This window comes from Planctopirus hydrillae, from assembly GCF_001707835.1.
Taxonomy (GTDB): domain Bacteria; phylum Planctomycetota; class Planctomycetia; order Planctomycetales; family Planctomycetaceae; genus Planctopirus; species Planctopirus hydrillae.
Genome location: NZ_LYDR01000144.1, coordinates 20,382 through 41,554, shown reverse-complemented (window position 1 = coordinate 41,554; position 21,173 = coordinate 20,382). Strand labels below are relative to the sequence as shown.

Genomic DNA, 21,173 nt, shown 5'->3' with positions numbered 1-21,173 from the left:
TGATCCAGGGCGAAATCTATTTATATCACTCATGTGCTCTGACTCTGCCGAACTCTGACTCTGTCGAAAAAAGACAAGCTTTAAGGGGCCTGCCCCGCAGCGGCCTTCTGCTGCTGCTCTAACCGCAGTTGCTCCAGGCGGCTCAATGGCTTCGTTGCCGGCGGTTTAGGTGCTTCTGCTACTTGAGGAGTGGGAGCGGGTGCTGGCGTCGTTTTGGGTGGCAACGGTTTATCAATCCGCAGTTCGCCACTCCCTAAATGATGAATCACTTCTTCACCTTCCTGCTGAATGATAATCTGGCAGAAAAGATTCTTGTTTTTGCTGACTGGTGCTTCTGGCCCGGCTTTAATCTTGAACACCAGTTCCTGGGTCTCTTTCGTCATCTCCAGTGGGTCAGCGGTGGTTTGATGAGGCAACCCCATCAGCACGACCTTGGCAGTCCCCTCAAAGGGTGTGACCTGTTCAACTTTCACCGGGTAATCGATCTCTGCATTCTGCTCGACAGCGGACTTTGCAAACTCCAGCTTGACGTAAGGCTCAGAGACTTTCAGAGCGACAAACGGCGACGCGGAAATCCGACTTCCTCCCACATCCGCACGAACTCGGGCACAAATTTTCCAATCACCAACGGGAGCATTTCCGGCAGCATTAACATCAATCACTGTCTCCGTCTGCCCTTCAGCAATGACTGCATTGCGACTTGAATTCACACCGGGCGGATTCTGCAGCAGTTCGACATTGATGGGTCCTTTAAAGTCCCCTTCACGCTTGGCAATCAGCTTTAATTTCAAAGGACTGTTCTTTATCAGCGGGACTTTGGGTTGCACAATCTCCACAGAAAAGGGGACTGGTTCCACCACAGAAACTGCCAAGGCCGGTAGCGCTTCGATAAAGAACGGGCGGTTATTCTGACCGCGCACCATGACAGCATCCTGCCTCACGCGACCTTCAACATGTCGATTGGGATCTGCGGCAATGAAACCCACGATCTGAGACATTTTCAAACTTAGCGGTGCATCAGGAGCTGCGACCAGGACGACCTGAGCCACCCCTTGGCCGTCAGCCAGTTGTGGAGCCTCGATTGTGACGCCCTGAGGAAGATTTTCACTGCGAAACTCAATGGGCCCGCCAACATCCCGTCTTGTGGCTGTTACCAGGAATGGCAATCGCCCACCAGCGGGTAACTCGAGCGTATCTTCCTGAAACTGGACGAACTCATTAATCGAAAAGTCGAGACGAGGCGTAATCGGGTTCGCTTCAATCCGGTAATGATAGGCATTCCCTCCACGACCCAGATGATCGCGAATCATGACAAAGTATTTACCATCCGCAGGGCAATTGAACCGAAGCTGACTATCGGGAGTGCCGGGGGAGTCGTCGCTATTGGCGACTGCATTCCCTTTGTCATTCCAGATCTGCAGCACAGAATCAATCTCGGAACGCAATCGTCTTCCGTAAACAACGAACTCGAAATTCTCACCTTTTTTTGCTTCGAAGGCGAACAGGTCTCGATCTCCTTCTGTCTGCAGAATGCCATTCATGGCGGCGGGCAGAACAGCCAAAGGAGCCTGCTCCATTGAATCATTCGGCTCTGCTTCGATCACGTTCTCAAGATCTGTCAGCCGAAATGCATTACCAGTCGGTGAAGTTCCCGAATCATCACTCGCTGAAAGGGCAAAGTTCAAAGGGGAGGATGCTGGAAGACTTTCCAGAGTTGGCAGCACAACATCTCGCGTCAAAGGACCCTTGACATCCCCGTAATAAGTCACCGAAACGGTGCTTCCAGGTTTACCACCGGCTGGGACAATGGCCAGCGGCCGGGGATAGTTTCCGATGTGGAGCTGGTAATAGCTATCACCCGACCCGCCATAACTGGATTCCCTGACCATCACGATGTATTTACCATCCGCGGGGACGACGATCGAAGCCACGCCATCCTGAGTGCCAAAAGCCGCATCGTCACTGCCAGCCAGTTCAAATCGTGATTCATTGATGATCGACACATACGGATCGAACATCGAATTCCCGAGGCGGATGCCCACGACTTCCGCAGTTAACCGCTCACCAGCTTTCGCATCGACGACGAAGTAATCGACATCCTCGTTCGTCACGACGCCGTTGATTGTCACGTTGTTCGAAATCACCTGTGGCTTGACGAACTCATTGTTCGGCTCGACTTCTTCAACAACCGGCAAGGCCGAGATGGCAAAGTTTTGTGCCTTGGACATGCCACTTTTGGTACGGAGCCTTAAATGCCGAATTCCTGGCGTCTGATCGGAACTCAGTTTGACGCGGGCCTTGACCAGCTTGTCGTTCTCGACTTTGAAATCAAGGACTTCAATTCCCGGCTCGTACATGATCACTTCAGCAGCATCGCCAAGCCGCTCGCCGTTAAACGAAAGTTCGACTTCTGTCCCCCGCTGGGCACCACGAGGCATGACATTTCTAACAACAGGGTCAGCGCCCAGAGCATGTCCAGCGGTCGCAAAGCCCATCAGCAGGCAGGCAATACTTAAGTTGCGAGCGAACCAGAATTTCATCATGGGAGAACATCCTTAGCCTGCACACATCACCTGCTGTGCACGACTTTTCCTTCAGGCGAGAACGATTTGGCAAGCATTCATTTCGAGGCAGGTTATCTTCACGAGGCAGGTCAAGGGCTGTTCGACTCCCGGGAATCAACAGCCCTGATGTAGATCTCGTCACATCGAACTTATTTTATGCAAACAATCAGAGTGAGCTCTCAAGTGTCTGGCGAAAATACATAAGCCTTAACGAATGTAACGATTATTCCAGCAAGCGAGTGGCGTAGCTGATACTCGGCAAACCAGTTTTCAGTGGCACAAACACCATCAAACCAAAAGCCTGCCCTACTGGAACCAACAGGTTCGGAAACCACTTCTCACAAAGGACGTCTCTGTGGCGACCTGCCCCAGGCGAGTGTGCAAATGATTCTGACCAGATCAATGCCTCTGAATCGTAAGTAAGGACATTAACACTGACGGCTAGGCGCCAGGCCATCGCCCAAGAGTCAGGCGATGGCCCGTAGTGCATATGCCAAAAAGACTGCACTGCCAGCCAGGTCTAAGCCAGCAACTCTTTCACAACTTGACCGCCATCGACGATTTCAATCGGGCGATCCCCAGGTGCCATCAATTCCTTGTCAGCGACAATACCCAACGCGTGATAAACGGTGGTGAAAAGATCTTCAATTCCCAGAGGATTCTCATCAGGCTCGGAGGCCACAGCATTCGACGAACCGTACACGGCTCCCTGCTTGATCCCGCCACCAGCCAGGGCTACGCTGAAGACCTTAGGATAGTGATCGCGACCTGCGGTCCCGTTGATCTTCGGTGTCCGGCCAAATTCCGACGACACCATCACCAATGTTTCACCCAGCAGACCACGCTGGTCGAGATCCTTGATCAGCATTGAGAAAGCCTGATCAAACTGAGGCATCTGATTTTTGAATCCCTGAACAATATTGGTGTGGTGATCCCACCCACCGTAAGTCAGGTTCACCAGCCGCACACCAGATTCGACAAGGCGGCGAGCCAGCAGCATGCGAGCGCCTGCCGTATTTCGGCCATACTGATCGCGGATCTCGGGCGATTCCTTCTCAATATCGAAAGCTTCTCGTGCCTGCGACGAACTGATCAGGCTGTAAGCGCGATCATAGAAAGTGTTCATCGCGGTCAGTTCGTCAGATTTTTCCCGCTGTGCAAAATGACCATTGACGGCATCCAGCATGCGGCGACGTGACTCAAATCGAGCATCATCAACTCCGCCAGGCAAGTTCAGATCCCGAACCTTAAATCCGTTGCTGGCCGGATCGGAACCCAGGGCAAACGGTGCAAAGGCACTGCTCAAATAGCCGCTGCCGGCATACTCGTTTGGCACATTCGGCACACAAACATAAGGAGGCAGATTGTTACGTGGTCCAAATTCATGACTGATCACAGACCCAATGGAAGGATACTGCAAGGCAGGACTTGGCCTGTACCCTGTGAACATATTGTGCGTGCCGCGTTCGTGGGCTGCTTCACCATGGGTCATACTGCGAATGATACAGAGCTTGTCAGCGACTTCTGCGGTTTTGGTGAGAGTTTCCCCAAACATCACACCGGGAAGCTTTGTCTGCACCTGCTTCATTTCACCGCGATATTCGATCGGAGCATTGGGCTTCGGATCAAAGGATTCCTGATGAGCGATCCCGCCAGGCAGGAAGATGTGAATGATGGATTTGGCAGTCCCTTGAAAAGTCTTGTAATCCTTCAAGTCTGCCAAAGCCTGCTGCTGCAGAAGATGAGGCAATGTTAATGAGGTCCCTGCCAGCATGCCCACTGACAGAAATCCACGGCGGCTGAGTGCCTGAAAATGCGCTGGTGCACAATTAGGGGAAACTTTCACCATGGCATCAACTCCAGATTTAGGGCGGGAAACTGCGAGGTAAGGGTTACTGCGGAATTCTTGGGAGGCAAAACGCTGGGCATCCAGGCCTGACCATCTCAATTCCTTGGATCGTCAGGCAGAAATAGGGCTTGCCAACATTGCATCAAAAAATGTCGCTGCGTCAACATTTGGCATCTTGAGAAAATTAGTTTCCGGAAAAAACAACAATTTTGTCAAAAACTTGACACGTTATGGAATTCTTCGCACGGCAACCTTCGCTCCGGATGATTCACGTTTTCAAATACAATCGCAACAAATTACAGCATTGAGATTTACGGCACGACCAGCCAAACCTGTAACTTCACTTGCCGAATGCCACCAAGACTTCAAAACCACACCATGCCTACCCCCCCCCCCCCCTGCAAATCCAACACCGCACGCAATGTCACGTTTTCTTGACCACCTTTTCTACGGTCGTCACCTCCTGGGCTCTCGACTCCACGATTGATTAATTTTGTCGAACTGGCAGCACCCATTTCCCCGGAATCATCACAATCGGACTGCCCAACCTGAAATTGAATCATCTTCCGCCTCAGCTTTTCCGTCCCTGTTAGAACCTGCCCCAGATTCAGTACTTCTCAACAGTGTTTAGCAGCGGGAGGGAGTTGGTCATCATGTGGAAATGGTGGAGAAACAGGCAACGTAAACTGAGATCTCAGAAACCTTTGCCTCATTTTTTGCCTCGTTTGATCGAGCGGCCTGATCTCAGTACCTGGCTGACCGATGCTGCCAGGGTCAAACTCATCAACCACGCTCGCAACATGGTTGCCGAAAAGAACTGGGAAGGCCTGAGCGGTTTAGTCGTCACGGAAGAAATGAAGTGGAAGATTGCACTTCAGGCCTCCCGGTTAACCCTTGGATTTGACGACTCGCCGTTTGACTCGATTCAATCCATCCTGATCTACCCCTCGACCTATGTTGCACCTCAGCAAACATGGCTTGGGCATATCGTCGTCGAAAGTTCCTCGCTGCGTCTCGGCGAAGCCTGGAAACGCGGGCCCATTGTTTTGTCGTGGGAAGACATTCAGCGCGAATGGGAAGGTCAAGAGCCACTCCACAATGTCGTCATTCACGAGTTCTCACATGTTCTTGACATGGCCAACGGAGATGCCGACGGCATGCCTGTCATTGAAAATCCGGCTCTTGCCAGAAACTGGATATCACTCGTTCCCCAGCAATTCGCACAATTCGTCCAGCGACTACACTCTGGCCATAGCGATATCATCAATAGCTATGGAGCGACAAACCTCGCGGAGTTTTTCGCTGTCTCGACCGAAGCCTTCTTTTCGTCGCCGAAACTCTTCAATATGTGGCATCCGGAACTCGCACAGCTCTATAGACAATACTATGGCGATACATGCTACTCGACGAGTTGGCCACTTCATCCACAGCACCCACGAAGCAGCCCGTTATTACTGAGCAGCCGCAGAGACTTGAACCATGATTGGGCTCATGTTGGTTGAAGATTCGGTATCCTTTGCAAGGATACCGATGTCATGAATTGAACCGATACGATATCTAAAGGTCTACTTTCATTACCTGCTGAACTGCCTATGCGTCTCCGAGCCTGACGTATTGAGAACACCATCGGATCCCCAAACGCAAAACTCCTTTCGCAACAGAGTTCCCTGGACTTCCGAAAATGGGATGGTAAGCTCGCCAAGACCAATTCGAAGCCCATTCAGCCCTTGAAAACCGATCTTCAGCCAGGACTCCTGATGAGAACCCTTCTCTGCGCCATCACGATGCTCGCTTTGTCTCTTGTTCATTCGACCCTGGCAGATGACACCTCCAGGATTTTGGCGAAACCGCACGATGCGGTCCCCTCAATCGCAGATGCTCGAAAAGTTCTTGATCTTTCTCAGATTCCTCTGGCACCAGGAGTCGAAATAGCACCTCGGCGACCGATTTTTTCTCTCTCCTATGATTGCGCAGCGAGTCCAAAAGAGAGTTACAAGCATCACCAGCGTCAGTTCACTTCGACTGGCTGGAAGGAACTTCCCGGCAGCAGCATCGAAGATGCTTTGGCGAGTGGTACTTTTCAGAGAAGCGGTTATTCACTTTCCCTGATGGTTATGCCGGCCGGAGGAAAATCGCGTGTCAGCATCATTCCCCACGGGAATGTTCCGCTGGCAAAACTCCCCTCGTTGCCGGGTTCGACCGTTCTGTCCGACACTCCGGCTCAAATCATGCTCATCATGCCGGAGACTTCCGCTCCAATTGCCAGAAAAATCACACAAGATCTGATCGATAGAGGCTGGAAGACATACGGTGAAGCTGGGCCCACTCGATCATTCGTCCAAGGCTCCACACTGCTGAACGTCATGATCTCCGATGCTCCCGGGCAGGCGGGGAAATCGATGGTGATGTACTCGACAGTGCTTAGATCAGCCGACCTTCCAGTGACCGATGATGCGACTGCGATCCAGTACTCCGATGCTCTCACCCAGGTCAGTTGGCAAAGTTCTTCAGACCCCAAAGAGGTTATTGCTCGAACGAAATCTCTTATGGAAGCCCAGGGTTGGAAATCCACGACAACCGAACCTCTGTATATCGATTACAAGTGGACCATGTTTTTCCGCAGTGATCCCAAAACACTTCGCAAATTGGAAGTTCGCGATCTCAAGCCCGGCTCTCGAGCATTGCTCAAAGAATTCCTCCCCGAAGAAATTCCTGATCAACCCACCACCGCGGCACCCGGTAATCCTTAGTCCGCAGCAGAGAAACATGCCGCTCAGCTTGCAAACTGTCGTGGCAATCGGGATACTTCCACCGGCCGAGCCAATTCGCACCCCTAGCTCAATTGGATAGAGCAACGGTCTTCGGAACCGTAGGTTAGTGGTTCGACTCCACTGGGGTGCATTTTCCGTAAGTCAAGCCGAATGCTGTAGTTAGCATACCTGCCTGCGTTGGGCAGTGCGGCTCGAAACTCTTCGAAAAAGTGGTAGTACTACCACTTTTCGAAAATGTTCGAGGATCGCACCATGCCCAAGACGCCCAGAATTCCAAAACTCTCGCTCCACAAACCCTCAGGTTGTGCCCGTGTTCGGGTCCAAGGTAAGGATCTTTACCTGGGGCCTTTCGGTGACCCCGAAACACTCCAGCGGTACTCCCGCCTCCTCGCTGAACTGGCGGCACAACAGCATCAGTTGCAAGTGGCCCAGGCCAACTCAGGTCAGTCAACTCCCTCTCAGGATCTCACCATCAGTGAGATGATCCTGGCCTATCTCGAATTTGCCACGACTTACTATGGTCCGAGGTCCCGTGAACCCCAAAGCATGAACCATGCTCTTCGACCACTCCATGCACTTTACGGAAGCACTCTCACTCAGGATTTTGGCCCCAAGTCGTTCAAAGCTGTTCGGCAGCACATGATTGATGTCCACAAACTCAGCCGCACGGAAATCAATCGCCGGATGGGTCGCATCAAACGCGTCTTCAAGTGGGCCGTCTCGGAAGAACTTGTCTCTCCGACCATTCTGCATGGTCTTAGTGCCGTGTCAGGCCTGAGACGTGGACGATCTGAGGCCCACGAGTCGCGACCCGTGCGTCCTGTCGATATCTCACAAATCCAACTGACACTCCCCTTCCTCCCACCTCCTGTGGCCGCCATCTGCCAACTCCAACTGCTGACCGGCATGCGACCTTCCGAAGTGCTCCATATGCGTCCCTGTGACATCGATCGATCGGGGGCCATTTGGCTTTACACCCCCGAACATCACAAAACCGAACATCTCGGCTTTGAGAAGCATGTCCCACTGGGGCCTCAGGCGCAGGCCGTTCTGGCTCCCTTCCTGAATCGCGATCCCAAAGACTACTGCTTCACTCCCGCAGAAGCCGAAGCGTGGCGCAATGAGCAGCGGGCAGTCCACCGCAATCCCGATCGCAAAACAAAAATCTTTCCCTGCGAACTGAAGGCTCGGATCCGGCGCAAAGCCAAGCGTCAAGCGGCTCCCAAGGTGAGGCAACTGCAACCCTGCTACGACGTCGATGCGTATCGCCGCTGCATCACCTATGGAATTCGCAAGGCCCAGAAGGCTGGTCATGCCGTCCAACACTGGTTTCCCTACCAGATTCGGCATACACACGGCACAGAGGTCCGTCGCCGGTATGGGCTGGAAGCCGCTCAGGTCGCGTTAGGTCATGCAACAGCGGACGTGACTCAAGTCTATGCCGAACGCAATCTCAAGCTGGCCATGCAAGTCGCTGCCGAAATCGGTTAAGGTGACTCCCTCGTCAAGCTTATGGCGATCATGCTGCCCTGCAGCCTGATCGCGATCGCAACATCTTGGTGCAAAGCTTAACTTCGCACACTGGCAAAGACCTAAAAAATACAGGGAACTGGATCCGCAGACTCAAGCAGAACCGATTCCCTGTATTCATAGCCTAGAGCCTGTTACGGACTGTTCTGGATGATTTCCGGGATATATTTGATCAATAGTGACATCATGGCGACCCAGTGCCAGCCTGCCACAACTTTTGTCAGTCGTTCATCATCACGGGTCAATCGGCGTGAGCGTCCCAGCCAGGCAAATGTCCGTTCGACAACCCATCGACGAGGCAGCAGTACAAAGCCTTTCTTCGCCTCGGTATGCTTGACCACTTCCAGCTGAATCCCATTCTCAGAGGCGTCGTTTCGTGGCTGATCTCCGGTGTCGCCCTGATCAACATAGGCCACAGTGACCTGCTCATGAGTCACTTCCTGGATCACTGCTGTCAGTTTTGCCACCTGCTGACGCTCCTGTTCATTCGCTCAATTGACCGTGACCGCGATTAAATGCTCTCAAGTATCAACCGCAGCATGAGTTTTTGATCCTTTTCTCCTTTTGTGACCATCATAGACAACTCTGCCGCCGCTCTCAGGAGTGGATTGTAACGTCCGTCCATCCAGAATGACGGCTGTGGGCTCTGTGCAGGGCAATCGCATGTTAATTGCTTGAAAAATGGCGATAAGCTTTTCGATTGCTGAGTTATCCCAAGCGCATCGCTTACGTTTACGACGTCGATCGAGCGACCAAGAAGCTGATCGTCAACGAACTGGAAGCAGAGCGAGTTCGTCAGATCTTCGATCTCTACCTTGAATGCGAGGGACTCATTGGAACTCTCGAAGCCATCCAAGCCCGAGGTTGGCGAGCAAAGAGCTGGGTCACCAAAACTGGCAAGCAACTCGGCGGCGGTCTGTTCTACAAAACGACACTGCACAGCTTACTAACCAATCCGATCTACATCGGCAAAGTCAGCTATCGCGACGAGATGTACGAAGGCGAGCACCGAGCCATCGTTGATCCGGAGGTCTTTGCAGCGGTAAAGAAGAAGCTCAATGCCAACCGCGTCAGCATTGGCGATCGCATCCACGGCAAATCCCCCGGCGTGCTGGCTGGTTTGCTGCGTTGCTCAGCCTGCGATTCCATGATGACGCATTCGACCAGCGGCGGAAGCGGCCGTGGCAGCAAACAATATCGCTACTACGTTTGCAACAAAGCGAAGAAACGCGGCCACAAGACTTGCCCCAGGCCATCGTTGCCGGCGGAGGAGGTCGAACGTTTTGTGGTGGCACAACTCCAAACGCTGACAATCGACGAACACCTTCTCAACGAAACCAGCCTTCGCGTCAGCCGAACCATTAACGACAAAGGGGATACGCTTCGGAAAGAGTTGTCTCTACTGAACGAAAGCTTGGTCAACCTCGAGCGAGCAATTGACGCCATTTCGATTCCCACAGGCGATGATGCACGCGAAGTCAAACGTCTCGATTCACTTGCATCGCTCACCGAGCAACAGACTCGCGACCTGCGCCGTCGCAACGATTTGAAAGACCAACTCGCAAAGATCCACGCCGGTGCACCTGATCGACAGACCATTCGCAAGGCCATCAAGAATCTCGAAGGATTGTGGGAACATCTCACGATGGGCGATCGCAGCCGACTGATGTCCCAGTTGGTAGCACGCATCGATCACGATCCAGCCGACAGCACCTTGTCCATTACGCTTAGCCCGCTCGGGCTGAAGTCATTTGCAACCCAGAATCCCGACAAAGAAGAAAGCGAGAAGTCATGAGCCACTTCAAGATCCAGTTCGAAACAAGTTCATCATCCCACGGTCGACAACGCGTTGGAGCACCCAAGCCTAAGAAGTCAAACGCACCAGCCAAGCTTCCTCTCATCCCCAGCGCCGCTGTTTTCGACCGAACCGCGCCACCATTTTCATCCGGGCTTAACAATACGCGACTTCATCCGAACGATGCCGGCCGCCAGAATCGCAGCGATTTCCGATCGCCGAGCCGGCGCAGACAAGGAAGAAGGGGGAACAGTCGAAAGCAACTCGCACCTCCATGCTCAACGCCGCCATGATTAGCGGCTCGAAGACAGACATTCGCAGCCACAACAGCCGCGTCTATCTGTAGGAATACCCGGTGCGGGTTCGAAATGACGGATTAGGGTGCGAAAGAGAACGCATTCGCCGTGGACTCAATCTGCTATCTCTCGCGGAATTTTTTACGAATTGCCCTGCTCGAAAGTAATAAGCATGTAGGCGGGCAACTTTGCCTCGCCACAATTCAAATGCTTATCATAGGAGCCGTGCCAATGAGAATTGGATTGACCTTTGGAGAATTTGTAGAGCTTGAGCGCAAGCCTATCGTTCGCGGTGAACAGCTGCTGACGATTGAGGAGGCAGCAGAGCACATTAGGCAACGTGGGTATTGCTGCCGACAACAATCACTGAAACTTTTGATGAAATGTAGGCAGCTTGAAGCCTCTAATCGCATCTGGACGCAAGATCTCATCGAGTCCTGTTGTGACTACTTCGAAACTCACGAGTTCTTTACACCTTACGTTGAGATGTGCAGGGTCTTGGGATGTAACTACTTCGCACTCTTGCGAGCCTTGAAAGATGCCTCGGAACGCGAGTCAGAAAAGTATGGCACCGGGGTACGGATGGACGATCAATTGTTCGTGATGCATAGAAGTCCAGCCCGCGAAGAACATGCCGCTGTCATAACCTTCACGTTTTGTGAAGACATCCGCGATCGACTCATTCGCGGCGAAGGCGTGTAGGGCATCATCCATCGATCGCGTATTTGTGCAACGGTGGTGTTAGACGACGCCACCGTTAAACAGATATACCTGGCAGTCAACGGTCGGGAATGTCGTCTTCGGACGCTCGGTTGCCAGACTCAAGCAGTTCAAAAACTTGATTGATCGGTTCTTCGTCAAAATCGCCCCAAGCAAAACCTTTCTTGGTGAGTAGGAGAACCTGGTTCCCCATTTCCATTTCTGACGCGTCGAACGGCACATCATCGAGACATCCTTTGTCTTGAAGCAACTGGATGAAGTCTGGCAGCTCCGCGTAGTCGTACAGGACTTCGCAAACAGCGTCGAACTGTAGTCCGGTGGCATCCATGATTTGATTTATTGTCTGCACCTCAGCGTTTTTGAGGCGTTTCCAGACCTGTTGGAGAACAGCGACCTGGTGGGTTGTTGTCTTTTCTTTGAACTGCATTGTTGGGCTCCCATTGAGTTTGGATTGAAACGAAAATGATGGGAACCAATCTAAGCCCGCGTTTTGACACGTTTGGTCACGCGCTGCCTATGTTTTTTGAAATTTGCATGAATCGTTTCCGGCGTTAGCTTGGCCTGCCGCTTGGTGCAACCGGCCGATCGTGGAAAAAGTAATCCTGGCAGAGACTAGCGAAGATAGTGCTTCGCAAATTCTAGGACAAACTGAGCGCTGGTAAATGCCGCATATTTTTGGTATTCGTCAGTTTTGGGTGGAGCGGCAAAGTCACAAATGGACTTTGCCGCGAAACACTTCGGGCGAGGAGCCCTGGCAGTCCGGCAGGCTAGGAAGCTTCCGTAAACTTCCATCTCTACTCCGATTAGTTTCCTGTTGTGAGTGCGTATGGCATCAATCATTTCTTGACTCTCGACAACCGCTGCCCCAGAGGCAACGGGACCAATACTGAGATTTAGTCTCGATGACGGTGTATTGCCCTGCCATCTGGATTCTATCTCATGCAAAATTGCACTTCGAGTCTGCTTAAAATGTTGCGCTTTTTCCTTCAGTTCAGCATCCACAGCAATGTAGTTTGGTCCAGGCTTAAACACACTTTCAGCGTTGGACGAATTTATGACCTTGCCTGCCCCGTAGTCCCACGACTGATCGGCAAAGATCACGTCCCCAAAGTTGCCCGCCATTCCGGCTGTTATTCCTGCCATCGCTAGATAACGCGGCGAAAAATTGTAGATAACCTTTGTCGCTAGGCAAGCAGTTGCTGCCATTCCCATCTCAATTGCAGCACAGCACACAACCTTAAGCGGTCCGCCTTCGGTTTCAATACGTCCCTCATAGTAATACGTGTCATCTTGGCTTCTCCGCAAACTCTTCCATTCACACGGAAGACTAAGGATAGCGTCTAGTTCGATCTCCTTCAGTGCAGTGATTATCGCTAAATCAGTCTGGTAATCATCGTCGGAACGCATACCCGCCAAGGTCCCGGTGATATAGACAGCTTTCCTGCCTAAAACATCCTGCCATGCAGATGAGTCAAAGGCATAATGCAAGAGTTGCCAAGACTCTGACTCCATCTCAGATTCAGACTCTTTGAAGAGATCTGCGAATTCTGTGAGCCCAACGATATGCTTGGGCCGCCTGAGCCTTGGCCCGCCTCGAACAATAGTTCGCAACAAACGCATACCACCATCTTTGACCGGAGATTCACCATCTCTCATAGGCAGGTTGAGGTCAAGAATCAGTAAATCGAAATCATGCGACTCAAGCATTGCACCTGCGGCGGCAACTGAAGAAGCTGACTTCAAATCAAGTTGCGGTTCTCCTACGGCGTCTGCGAGAGCGCCACGAATTCGGTTGCGCTTTGCCTCATTGTCATCAACAACCAGCACTCGGAGCGGAATCTCTGTCATTCTATAGCCCTTTCAATTGCCATATCGAGTGCCACCCTGAGATCGTCACGCCATTGCGCATCGGAGGCTTGGTAGTAAACGGTCACGATGTAGCTTTCCGGATATTGTGTCGCCAACTGCTCCTTTAGCTGCTCTAACGTCATTTGGTCCGCGCCTTCTCCGAATCGTTCGAACTGAGTGACGATTATTACGCGTCTTGCTTTTCTCCTTCGCTTGAGCCTACGCAAAACTTCAAAACCCGCATATCGCCTCTCGTAGCCACCTGTCTCTTTGCCACCGACATCGAAAGTCGGCATTGTCATGTCAAGGAGGATAACTGTAGGCTCGTCCAGCATTGCGCAACGAAGCGCGCTATTAAAGGAGTTTCGTTCTAGTATTTCTGCATCGACAAACTCCTGCATAACAAACGACTTGAGCTGCCGCATCTTATTTGGGTCGTCATCAGCGATTAGGATTTTCATTGCCGTCTCCATGGTACCTCGAGCTCAATGACTGCCTGAAATTCATTTGAATCAGCACTAACAAAGACTCGATAATTGTCTAGTCCCATCTCATAGCACAAAATCTTGTGTAGCTTGCCGTATCCGCTCCCGCCTTCGACGCGTGAAGTCGCGAGCGAATGCTCGTCTGCGGTCATCTGATTTAGTCTCGCCGCTTTCTCCTTCAGAAGCTCTACGTCGATGTTGCTCGGCAATTCGTTCTTGCAGACCATCTTAATAACCGGCCCATTGGCAACAACCTCGATTGTCACATTCGTCTGCGTCGATTCTGAGTGTTTCGCCGCATTATCAAGAAGTATGAAAAGCATGTCCCATAAAGCACGGAATTGGTTGCCGGGTACAGTAACGTCGTTATCCAAAATGACGTTTATCTCCAATCGCGAAGGCCCACAAAATTGCTTCGCCGCTTCCGTGCTAGCCTCTAATAGAGAGCGCAACTGACAGTCAGGCACATGCTTCTGCTCATCGAGTCTAAACCATTCCGAAATTGCTTTCAGCGCCATGGTCAAATGCGTTCCACAAGTTGTGAAAGCAGCACGAATAGGCATTGATTGATCATGCCCAATCACTGAATCGATTCGCTGCTCGCAACGCTTCATTGCCTCAAAGAGTTCAGATGAAAGAGCATTTTCTATAGTTGCTCTAACCTCCTTTAGGGCTTCGTCAGTGCGTTGCCATAACGCTTCAAATACTTTCCGAACCATGTCGGCTGGCGATTCCGCGCTAAGCGTGGCTTCGTACAAGCAAACGAGCTGGTCTTCTGTAAACTCGAAATTGAAAAGTGCGCTACTTGATCCCGAGCTCTGTCGGATTTGAATCCATTCATTCCTGACTCGATAGATAATGCCATCAACGGTCGCCGAAAACTCTGCCAAGGCTTCGCTTAGGCCAGTCGAATCATGCTCACTGCGACAAACTCGCCTTATCCAGAAATCGTTTTGCATATAACTTCCTGAGCTGTCTTTAAGCGTGACAAGTTGTTGCGATTCGAACGGCGCGCGGAGAGCCCCAGCTAGCGTTCCATGGCGGATTCGCTGGCTCAGATTAGCGTCTAGACCGTACTTATTGCTGGATAAAAATTGTGTCTTCAGGTCCTCAAATACTTGTTTGAAAAGCCGAAACCCTTCGTCAATGATGAAGATCCTGCTATTGTCAATTTCCTCCATTAGAGCTTTTGTAATCTCTATAGTTTGACGGAGACTGACGTCTTTGAGCATGCCGAGCGTCATGCACCGAGTCGCTCGGTCAAGAATTGTCTTTGGAAGAGACTCGATGATTGCATCCGTATCCACGAAGATTCTTGACCGCTCAGCATGATGTGTTAATTCACGAATAGCGAGAATCCTGCTGATCTCAGCAATCTCCGCCTGGTCGATTCGCCGGTTCTCCGGGTCGTTCTCAATAAGCCATTCACAAAGGGAAATTCGCTCGAGAGCAATTTCGTCTTGGGATTCGAACCAAAACGATTCTGCGAGGACTTCGAAAGCGCACACGTTTCGAAGGAAGAACGAGAACTCTCGATTGTTAAACTGGCTCGAGATCTTTAGCAACTCTGATGGCTTTTTGCAGGAACATGCAATTAGGAAGTCTTCGAATACGTCGTGGAGTCTTGAAGGTGATCTTTCTTCGTATTCTAACTGTTGCGAGAGAAAATGGAGAATCGGCCATGCTATATCAGAACTGACTTCGTCATCACCACCTTCTGGATATTGTGTCAGTAATTCGATGAGCGTCGACTTTCCAATGATCTGCGGTCTTTCGAGGCTTGTCTCTACGATAAGCCTCGCAGCTTTAGAGAACTCATTCTTTGCTGTCAAACAGCGATATAGGCCTGAGGCAGCTTCTGATTTCTCCCCTAGTGTAGAGTCGCGTTCGCGTAAGACTTCATCATATTTGTGCGTCGCGGCATCATACAAACGCAACTGTTCGCAAACATTAGCTTCGTTTCGAAGCAGTCGCTTTTTCGGAATATTGAGATCGATTTGAAGCTGGGTCGTGCTTGATCGAATCGCTATCTGATTTGCCTTGAATAATGATACGGCTGCATTCGAGGGATGCAGTTGCTCAAGTGATTCTAGTTCACTGTACGCATTAGGCGAGTCCTTGTAGAGAGACACAACGACTCGAGGGGTGAAGGCCGAAGAATAAATTGCGCATTCGCGACTCAGTACGTGTGGGTTCGACTCGTATGAATGCAATGCGTAGAACGCTCTTAATTGCGGGCCAATTGCGAATCCATCCAACTGGTAGCCGAGTCGCAACAAAGTTTCCAATGCAGAATTAATCTTGTCCTCGCGCGAGAAAACAATTGACAGATTGCTACAGATCTTGGCCGCGATTGAATCTTGACTGAAAGGGCACACAGGAGGACGGCCTAAACGAAGGCTCGACTTTACAAATATCTCGTACGGCTCCAAGGTTTCTGGAGAATCAACTATCGCTTGTTCCGCAAACGAGCGTGCATTTTCGTAATCACCAAGAGTGTAGTAGTGAACAGCTTGAAAGATTTTTTGTTCCAAGGATGTCGCATCGAGTTGCGTCCGCGTTCTCAGTGCCTTTTTCAGGAAGAGAAATCTCGGGCAAATTATTGAGTCAGCTAACGACTGGATAGCGTCTGACAGTCCGGGTTCTAGATCACTCGATTCTCGAAAAATCAGGTTTTCCAGGACCCGTGTGCTTACTATCAGCCTATCGCACAGCGAGTGACTTTCCTCGACATTTAAAACATCTTCGAGATTTGCTATAGAGTTCCGTTTTGCAGGACTAACACGAAAAAATGCGCTTCTCGCAATGGGGTGTAAGTCGTCATTGAAGTCCAGGTGCGACTGGACGACGGCTTCGTATTCCACCGGCGCTAGCGCTGTCTCAACGCGCTCACTTAGAAAGGTTGCAAGTACTGCGATCCAATTTGGTGCCTCGGACGTGATTCGGTGTAGTGCTATCCGATTTCCTTCTATGCCCTCGGAGCATTCCGCTAAAAGAAGCTCGCTTTCAATCGCCCAAATCGATTTTCCAAAACGAAGTTCGGCTTCTGACAGCTGGACACGTGCTTTCGGGTAGTCTCCCGACACCATTGATCGCTCAAAGTCCGTGCGGAGAGAGACCCATTGTTCAAGCCTTTCCTTATGACGAAGAAAGATTGCGGTAAGCCACCTCAGTTCACTTGCCAGTTCGGTACATGGGCTTGTGTGCTTTAGCCTCAAAGACTTAAGAGCCTGAGGGAAAAGTTCGCCGACAAGACCTGCTGCTGACTGCGGCACCGACTCAAGCAAGTGTCGCACGTAGCTTACAGGTTGGTCTTTGAGCAGGATAAGCGAAATCGTGTCCGGCTTTATTCCGGCTAGAATGGGTGCAGAGAAAGGCCTGACACTGCGCCGACTCACCCCCTCTGGAACCCTGCGTATGGTTGCCGTTCGACTTTTTCCCATCAAGCGTCCGTCCTAAATTCTGGTTATTGAAAACACCCCCTTCTCGCTCGTGATGGCCGAATTGCGGGCCAACAGCACGTTGCTGACAGGGGACCTCCTTGCAGGTTGTCGTTCAGGCCAAAACAGATCGTCACAGACCTGAGCCTTGCGAACGCATGAGGGGCTGATGCGTTAACAAATGCAATAGCTTTCTAAATTGTATCGCGAGACGCATTTGCTGTCATTCCGAACGATGTCGAGTGTTCGAATGCATTCTCATCCGGACTCCGAACGAGAACTCTGCGTTAACTCTGGAGGCCCCCGAAAAGAGAGAGTCAGAGAGTTCGGGACCGATTTTTCGCACCGGCGGGTGCAACCTTGAAGGTTGCGTTCGAGAGACGGAAATCTCTCTGCAAACAGAGAGCGCGGCGGATTGGACCGGCGGAACGCGAAAAGCGTTGGAAACCCGCGAAAAACGGGGTAGAAACGAAAAACGCCCGGCGGTCGATCTCTCGACGCCGGGCGTTAAGTCTTTTGGTCGCCAAAGTTCGAATTTTGACGAAAGCTCCCCGAGTTGACCAGCAGGAGAACCAACCTCTACCGGAGGTAGGTGCCTTCCAGATCAACAAGTTACGTCGACGTCCGACGATCGATTTTTACCCCTGGTGTGCGGTCGAAGTCAACGATTCTGACTCCCCCTCCGGGGAACCCGTTAACCGAGATCCGCTCGCTCTGGCCCATTTCTACCAGAGTCTGCTGGACTCGAATGTGGTCGATTCACGAGCGGCTCTGGCTCGCTATCTGGGCGTCAGCCGGGCTCGTGTGACCCAAGTGCTCAACCGCCTCAAGCGGTGATTGTTCCGACGGCCCAGCCTCCACCGTTGGAACTGGGTCACTCTCTCTTCTCTCCCCCAATAGCAGGAGGTCCCCCCATGTCCCATACCATTCCATCGACCAGCAAGGAGTTGTTGGCCCACCATCAAAAACTGCTTCAGGCATCAGCCATCTCGGCAGAGGTCATCCAGGCACGCGGCTACCATTCCGAAACCGTGAAGTCGGAATTGACGACGTTGGGGTTCTCTCCCGTGCAGCGAGTCGTTCCCGCTCTGGTCATTCCGATTTGGCCGCTGAGTGGACCTCCGTCGCTTCACCAGATTCGTCCGGATCAGCCACGCCTGAGCCGAGGCAAAGTCGTCAAGTACGAAACGCCCCTGGGTTCTTCGCTCCAGATCGATGTTCCGCCAACGATTCGAGAAAAGGTGCTCAGTCCAGATGAGCCACTTTTCATCACGGAAGGTATCCGGAAAGCAGATTCCGCCGCCTCCCAGGGATTGGCGTGCGTCGCACTTCTGGGGGTCTACGGATGGAAGCAACGCGATGAATTCTGGCGGCAGATTCCTCTGAGAGGCCGAACCATTTACATCGCGTTCGACTCGGACCTTGCCACCAATCGCCAGGTCCGCCGAGCCGCCGCTGGTCTGTTCGCGTTTCTGGAGTCGATGGGAGCCAAAGTTTTCGTCATTGCCCTGCCGGAAATCAACAGCCAAAAGACGGGTCTGGACGACTACTTCGCTGCAGGGCAATCCGTCGAAAGCCTGATCGGTCTGGCCACCGACAAAGCTCCCTCGTTTCACGCCGCCGATTCGGAAGCCAAGTCCCCGATGTACGAAGCCGATGACACCGGCATCGTCCGGATCATCGATACCGAGAATGGACCGGTTCGGCGACAGGTCAGCAACTTCTCGGCCCGCATAGTTTCCGAGACTCTTTTCGCCTCGGGAAACGAGTTTCAGCGGGAACTCGATCTTGAGGCGACGGTCCGAGGGCAACGGCAACTCATCACGGTCTCCGCAGAAGACTTCGACCGGATGTCATGGCCAATTCCCCGCCTGGGGGCCGACGCCATTATCTTTCCCGGTCATGGAACCAAGGATGAGGTCCGAACGGCGATCCAAATCCTGTCCCCGAACATTCGCAAGCTGCAGGGAATCGACCGGCTCGGCTGGCACCTGGTGCATGGAGAATACGTCTTCGCCCACGCCGGAGGCTGTATTCGGGCAGCAACGCCTACCGGGGACAATTCCGACCAGCCGGATCGTCCCGCCGAAAATACTAACAGGCATAATCACTTAAGTACGACGGAGACGATGGGGACGATTTTCCCAGGGGAAGAGAGTGATCTGGGAATCAGAATGCGAATCCCCACTTCTCTGCGACGCTACAGCCTGCCCAAGCCAAGCGAGGGAAAACAACTCGTCCGGGATATCAAAGCCAGCCTGCAACTGCTGGCCTTGGCTCCCAGTGTGATTTCCGTCCCCATCTATGGGGCCATCTGGTATGCGGGTGTGGCGGAGCCGGACTTCTCGGTCCATCTCTATGGCTCGACCGGGAGTGGCAAGACGGAAGTCGCGGCCCTCGCGACGCAACACTTTGGTGCTGGCCTTGATAGCCGACATCTGCCAGCCAACTGGTCATCGACGCCGAATTACATTCGAGCGATGGCGGCTCACGCAGGGAACGTGATTCTGCCCATCGACGATTTTGTACCCACTGGCTCGCAGCACGACATCGATCGTTCCTACCGAGCCGCCGAGGACGTGTTTCGAGCTCAGGGGAACGCGGCGGGGCGGGGTCGTTGCTATCGCGATGGAACACCCCAGGAACCAGAACCCCCGAAGTGCTTGACCCTGAGCACCGGCGAAGTCCGCCCCAGCGGTCATTCCCTGACGTCACGTGTGATCATGCTGGAAGTTCACCCGGGCGACATCATGGACCGCGATGACGAAGTGAAAAAGCGGGCGATCACCAAAGCCCAGCAGATCGCGAAGTCCGGAGCCTATGCCAGAGTCATGGCGGCTTATCTGCAGTGGAATGCGGCTGATCTGGAACGGCATAGAAAATCGATCCGTGAGCAGACACTGCAGTTTCGTGAAGTCTTTGCCGCCGAGGCCAGGCATGCCCGCACCGTGGATGCCGCCGCGAAACTTCTGGCAGGGCTGGATCATTTTCTGGACTTCGCCCTGACGCATGGCGGGATCGACGAAGATCTGCACGAAGCACTTTGGCAGATTGCTCACGAGGCCCTGTTCGAAGTGCTGGCCAAACAGGAGCAGGATCAGGCCGACGAAGATCCTGTCGAACGTTTTCTGGATCTCTTGAGGACGGCCTTCTCAACGGGACGAGCTCACCTGTTTTACATGCACTCCCCTCATGAGGACGAGGGACTCTTTGGCTCGGCAACATTCTTCGGCTACCAGGAGAAATACATTGTTGTGCCAAAGGTTGGTGCTCCTAAGACCGAAAACGCATCTTCCATCGGTCACGATGGCGAAGCATCCACGGCAGAACAGGAGAAACACGAGGAAAAGTCCATCTTCACCCCGATGGGCGTCCGCGTCGGCTGGAAAGAGTTCGACAATCTGTACATCGAGCCGAAAGAGGCTTTGGCGGTGGTGCAAAGACTGGCCAAGGACATGGCCCAACCACCGCTTCCCATGAATCACAAGGCTCTGGGAAAACGGCTGGCGGAACGTGGACTACTGGTTTCGAGCAAGAAGGGCCGCAATGTGGCCAGGGTGAATATTCTGGGCCGCAAGGAAGATGTGTTCCACCTGCGGCTCGACGATTTCATGGAGCTTCATCGGTACGAAGAAGATACCACGGATGAACAGAACGAAGCCGAATATGCCGAGCATGAAAAGGCCCTCGAACGGGCAGAACAAGCTCGTGCATTGAGGGAACAGCGACGTCATCGAGTCCATGAGTTCCGCCAGCAGCAGTTCATGGATCTGCTGAATCTATCGCGAGTCGAGTGAATCATTCGGTTCACCGGTAAGAGCGACAGACATTAAGTCACACCGCAACCGGGAGGCATGAGGCCATCCCATCCCGAC

13 protein-coding genes, 1 tRNA gene and 1 pseudogene are annotated in these 21,173 nt (G+C 52.4%); 8 read left to right on the top strand and 7 right to left on the bottom strand.

The genetic code is table 11. The features are described from left to right. Nucleotides 1-80 precede the first annotated feature (80 nt). Both A6X21_RS17385 and A6X21_RS17375 read right to left on the bottom strand, forming a co-directional pair. Nucleotides 81-2,543 (bottom strand): PPC domain-containing protein, encoded by a 2,463-nt coding sequence (locus A6X21_RS17385; protein WP_068850373.1) that lies wholly within the window; start codon nt 2,541-2,543, stop codon nt 81-83. A gap of 541 nt (nt 2,544-3,084) precedes the next feature. Further along, complete coding sequence (locus tag A6X21_RS17375) at nt 3,085-4,413, bottom strand: DUF1501 domain-containing protein (RefSeq protein ID WP_068850367.1); 1,329 nt, start codon at nt 4,411-4,413, stop codon at nt 3,085-3,087. A 653-nt stretch (nt 4,414-5,066) separates the two neighbouring features. Between A6X21_RS17375 and A6X21_RS17365 the strand changes: the two genes are divergently transcribed. The 4 genes from A6X21_RS17365 (at nt 5,067) to A6X21_RS17350 (ending at nt 8,675) form a co-directional block, all read left to right on the top strand. Continuing rightward, nucleotides 5,067-5,915 carry a M90 family metallopeptidase gene (locus A6X21_RS17365; protein ID WP_068850362.1) on the top strand — a complete coding sequence of 283 codons (849 nt, stop codon included), beginning with the start codon at nt 5,067-5,069 and terminating at the stop codon, nt 5,913-5,915. Between the two features lie 255 nt (nt 5,916-6,170). Continuing rightward, nucleotides 6,171-7,163 (top strand): hypothetical protein, encoded by a 993-nt coding sequence (locus tag A6X21_RS17360; protein WP_068850353.1) that lies wholly within the window; start codon nt 6,171-6,173, stop codon nt 7,161-7,163. A 77-nt stretch (nt 7,164-7,240) separates the two neighbouring features. Then, nucleotides 7,241-7,314, top strand: a tRNA-Arg gene (locus A6X21_RS17355). A 122-nt stretch (nt 7,315-7,436) separates the two neighbouring features. Continuing rightward, nucleotides 7,437-8,675, top strand: a complete 1,239-nt coding sequence (locus tag A6X21_RS17350; protein WP_165603841.1) for a tyrosine-type recombinase/integrase — start codon at nt 7,437-7,439, stop codon at nt 8,673-8,675. A gap of 173 nt (nt 8,676-8,848) precedes the next feature. Here the strand turns inward: A6X21_RS17350 and A6X21_RS25255 are convergent. Then, nucleotides 8,849-9,361, bottom strand: a pseudogene (locus A6X21_RS25255) (transposase); the annotation flags it as partial. Between the two features lie 53 nt (nt 9,362-9,414). Between A6X21_RS25255 and A6X21_RS17340 the strand changes: the two are divergent. Together A6X21_RS17340 and A6X21_RS17335 are read left to right on the top strand one after the other, a co-directional pair. Continuing rightward, nucleotides 9,415-10,509: a recombinase family protein gene (locus A6X21_RS17340; RefSeq protein ID WP_068850349.1), complete on the top strand. Its 1,095-nt coding sequence runs from the start codon at nt 9,415-9,417 to the stop codon at nt 10,507-10,509. Nucleotides 10,510-10,913: 404 nt separating this feature from the next. After that, entirely contained in the window at nt 10,914-11,507 is a 594-nt protein-coding gene (locus A6X21_RS17335; protein WP_068850346.1) for a hypothetical protein, read from the top strand. A 76-nt stretch (nt 11,508-11,583) separates the two neighbouring features. Here the strand turns inward: A6X21_RS17335 and A6X21_RS17330 are convergent, their stop codons facing one another. From A6X21_RS17330 to A6X21_RS17315, 4 genes are all read right to left on the bottom strand, one after another. Beyond that, nucleotides 11,584-11,952, bottom strand: coding sequence for a hypothetical protein (locus tag A6X21_RS17330; RefSeq protein ID WP_068850343.1), 369 nt, complete (start codon nt 11,950-11,952; stop codon nt 11,584-11,586). Nucleotides 11,953-12,137: 185 nt separating this feature from the next. Continuing rightward, a complete protein-coding gene (locus tag A6X21_RS17325) occupies nt 12,138-13,352 on the bottom strand; it encodes a phosphorylase family protein (RefSeq protein WP_165603840.1) in 1,215 nt (404 codons plus the stop codon). Between the two features lie 17 nt (nt 13,353-13,369). Continuing rightward, complete coding sequence (locus A6X21_RS17320) at nt 13,370-13,834, bottom strand: PleD family two-component system response regulator (protein WP_013109368.1); 465 nt, start codon at nt 13,832-13,834, stop codon at nt 13,370-13,372. Continuing rightward, entirely contained in the window at nt 13,831-17,256 is a 3,426-nt protein-coding gene (locus tag A6X21_RS17315; RefSeq protein ID WP_131818405.1) for a hypothetical protein, read from the bottom strand. The genes A6X21_RS17320 and A6X21_RS17315 overlap by 4 nt, the downstream gene beginning before the upstream one ends. A gap of 579 nt (nt 17,257-17,835) precedes the next feature. Here A6X21_RS17315 and A6X21_RS24800 point away from each other — a divergent pair. Both A6X21_RS24800 and A6X21_RS17305 read left to right on the top strand, forming a co-directional pair. Next, on the top strand, nt 17,836-18,135 hold the full coding sequence (locus A6X21_RS24800; RefSeq protein ID WP_068850333.1) for a helix-turn-helix domain-containing protein: 300 nt from the start codon (nt 17,836-17,838) through the stop codon (nt 18,133-18,135). 77 nt (nt 18,136-18,212) lie between these two features. Beyond that, the gene (locus A6X21_RS17305) at nt 18,213-21,095 is read left to right on the top strand and encodes a DUF3854 domain-containing protein (protein ID WP_068850331.1); all 2,883 of its coding nucleotides are present in this window, start codon (nt 18,213-18,215) and stop codon (nt 21,093-21,095) included. The last annotated feature ends 78 nt before the right edge of the window (nt 21,096-21,173 follow it).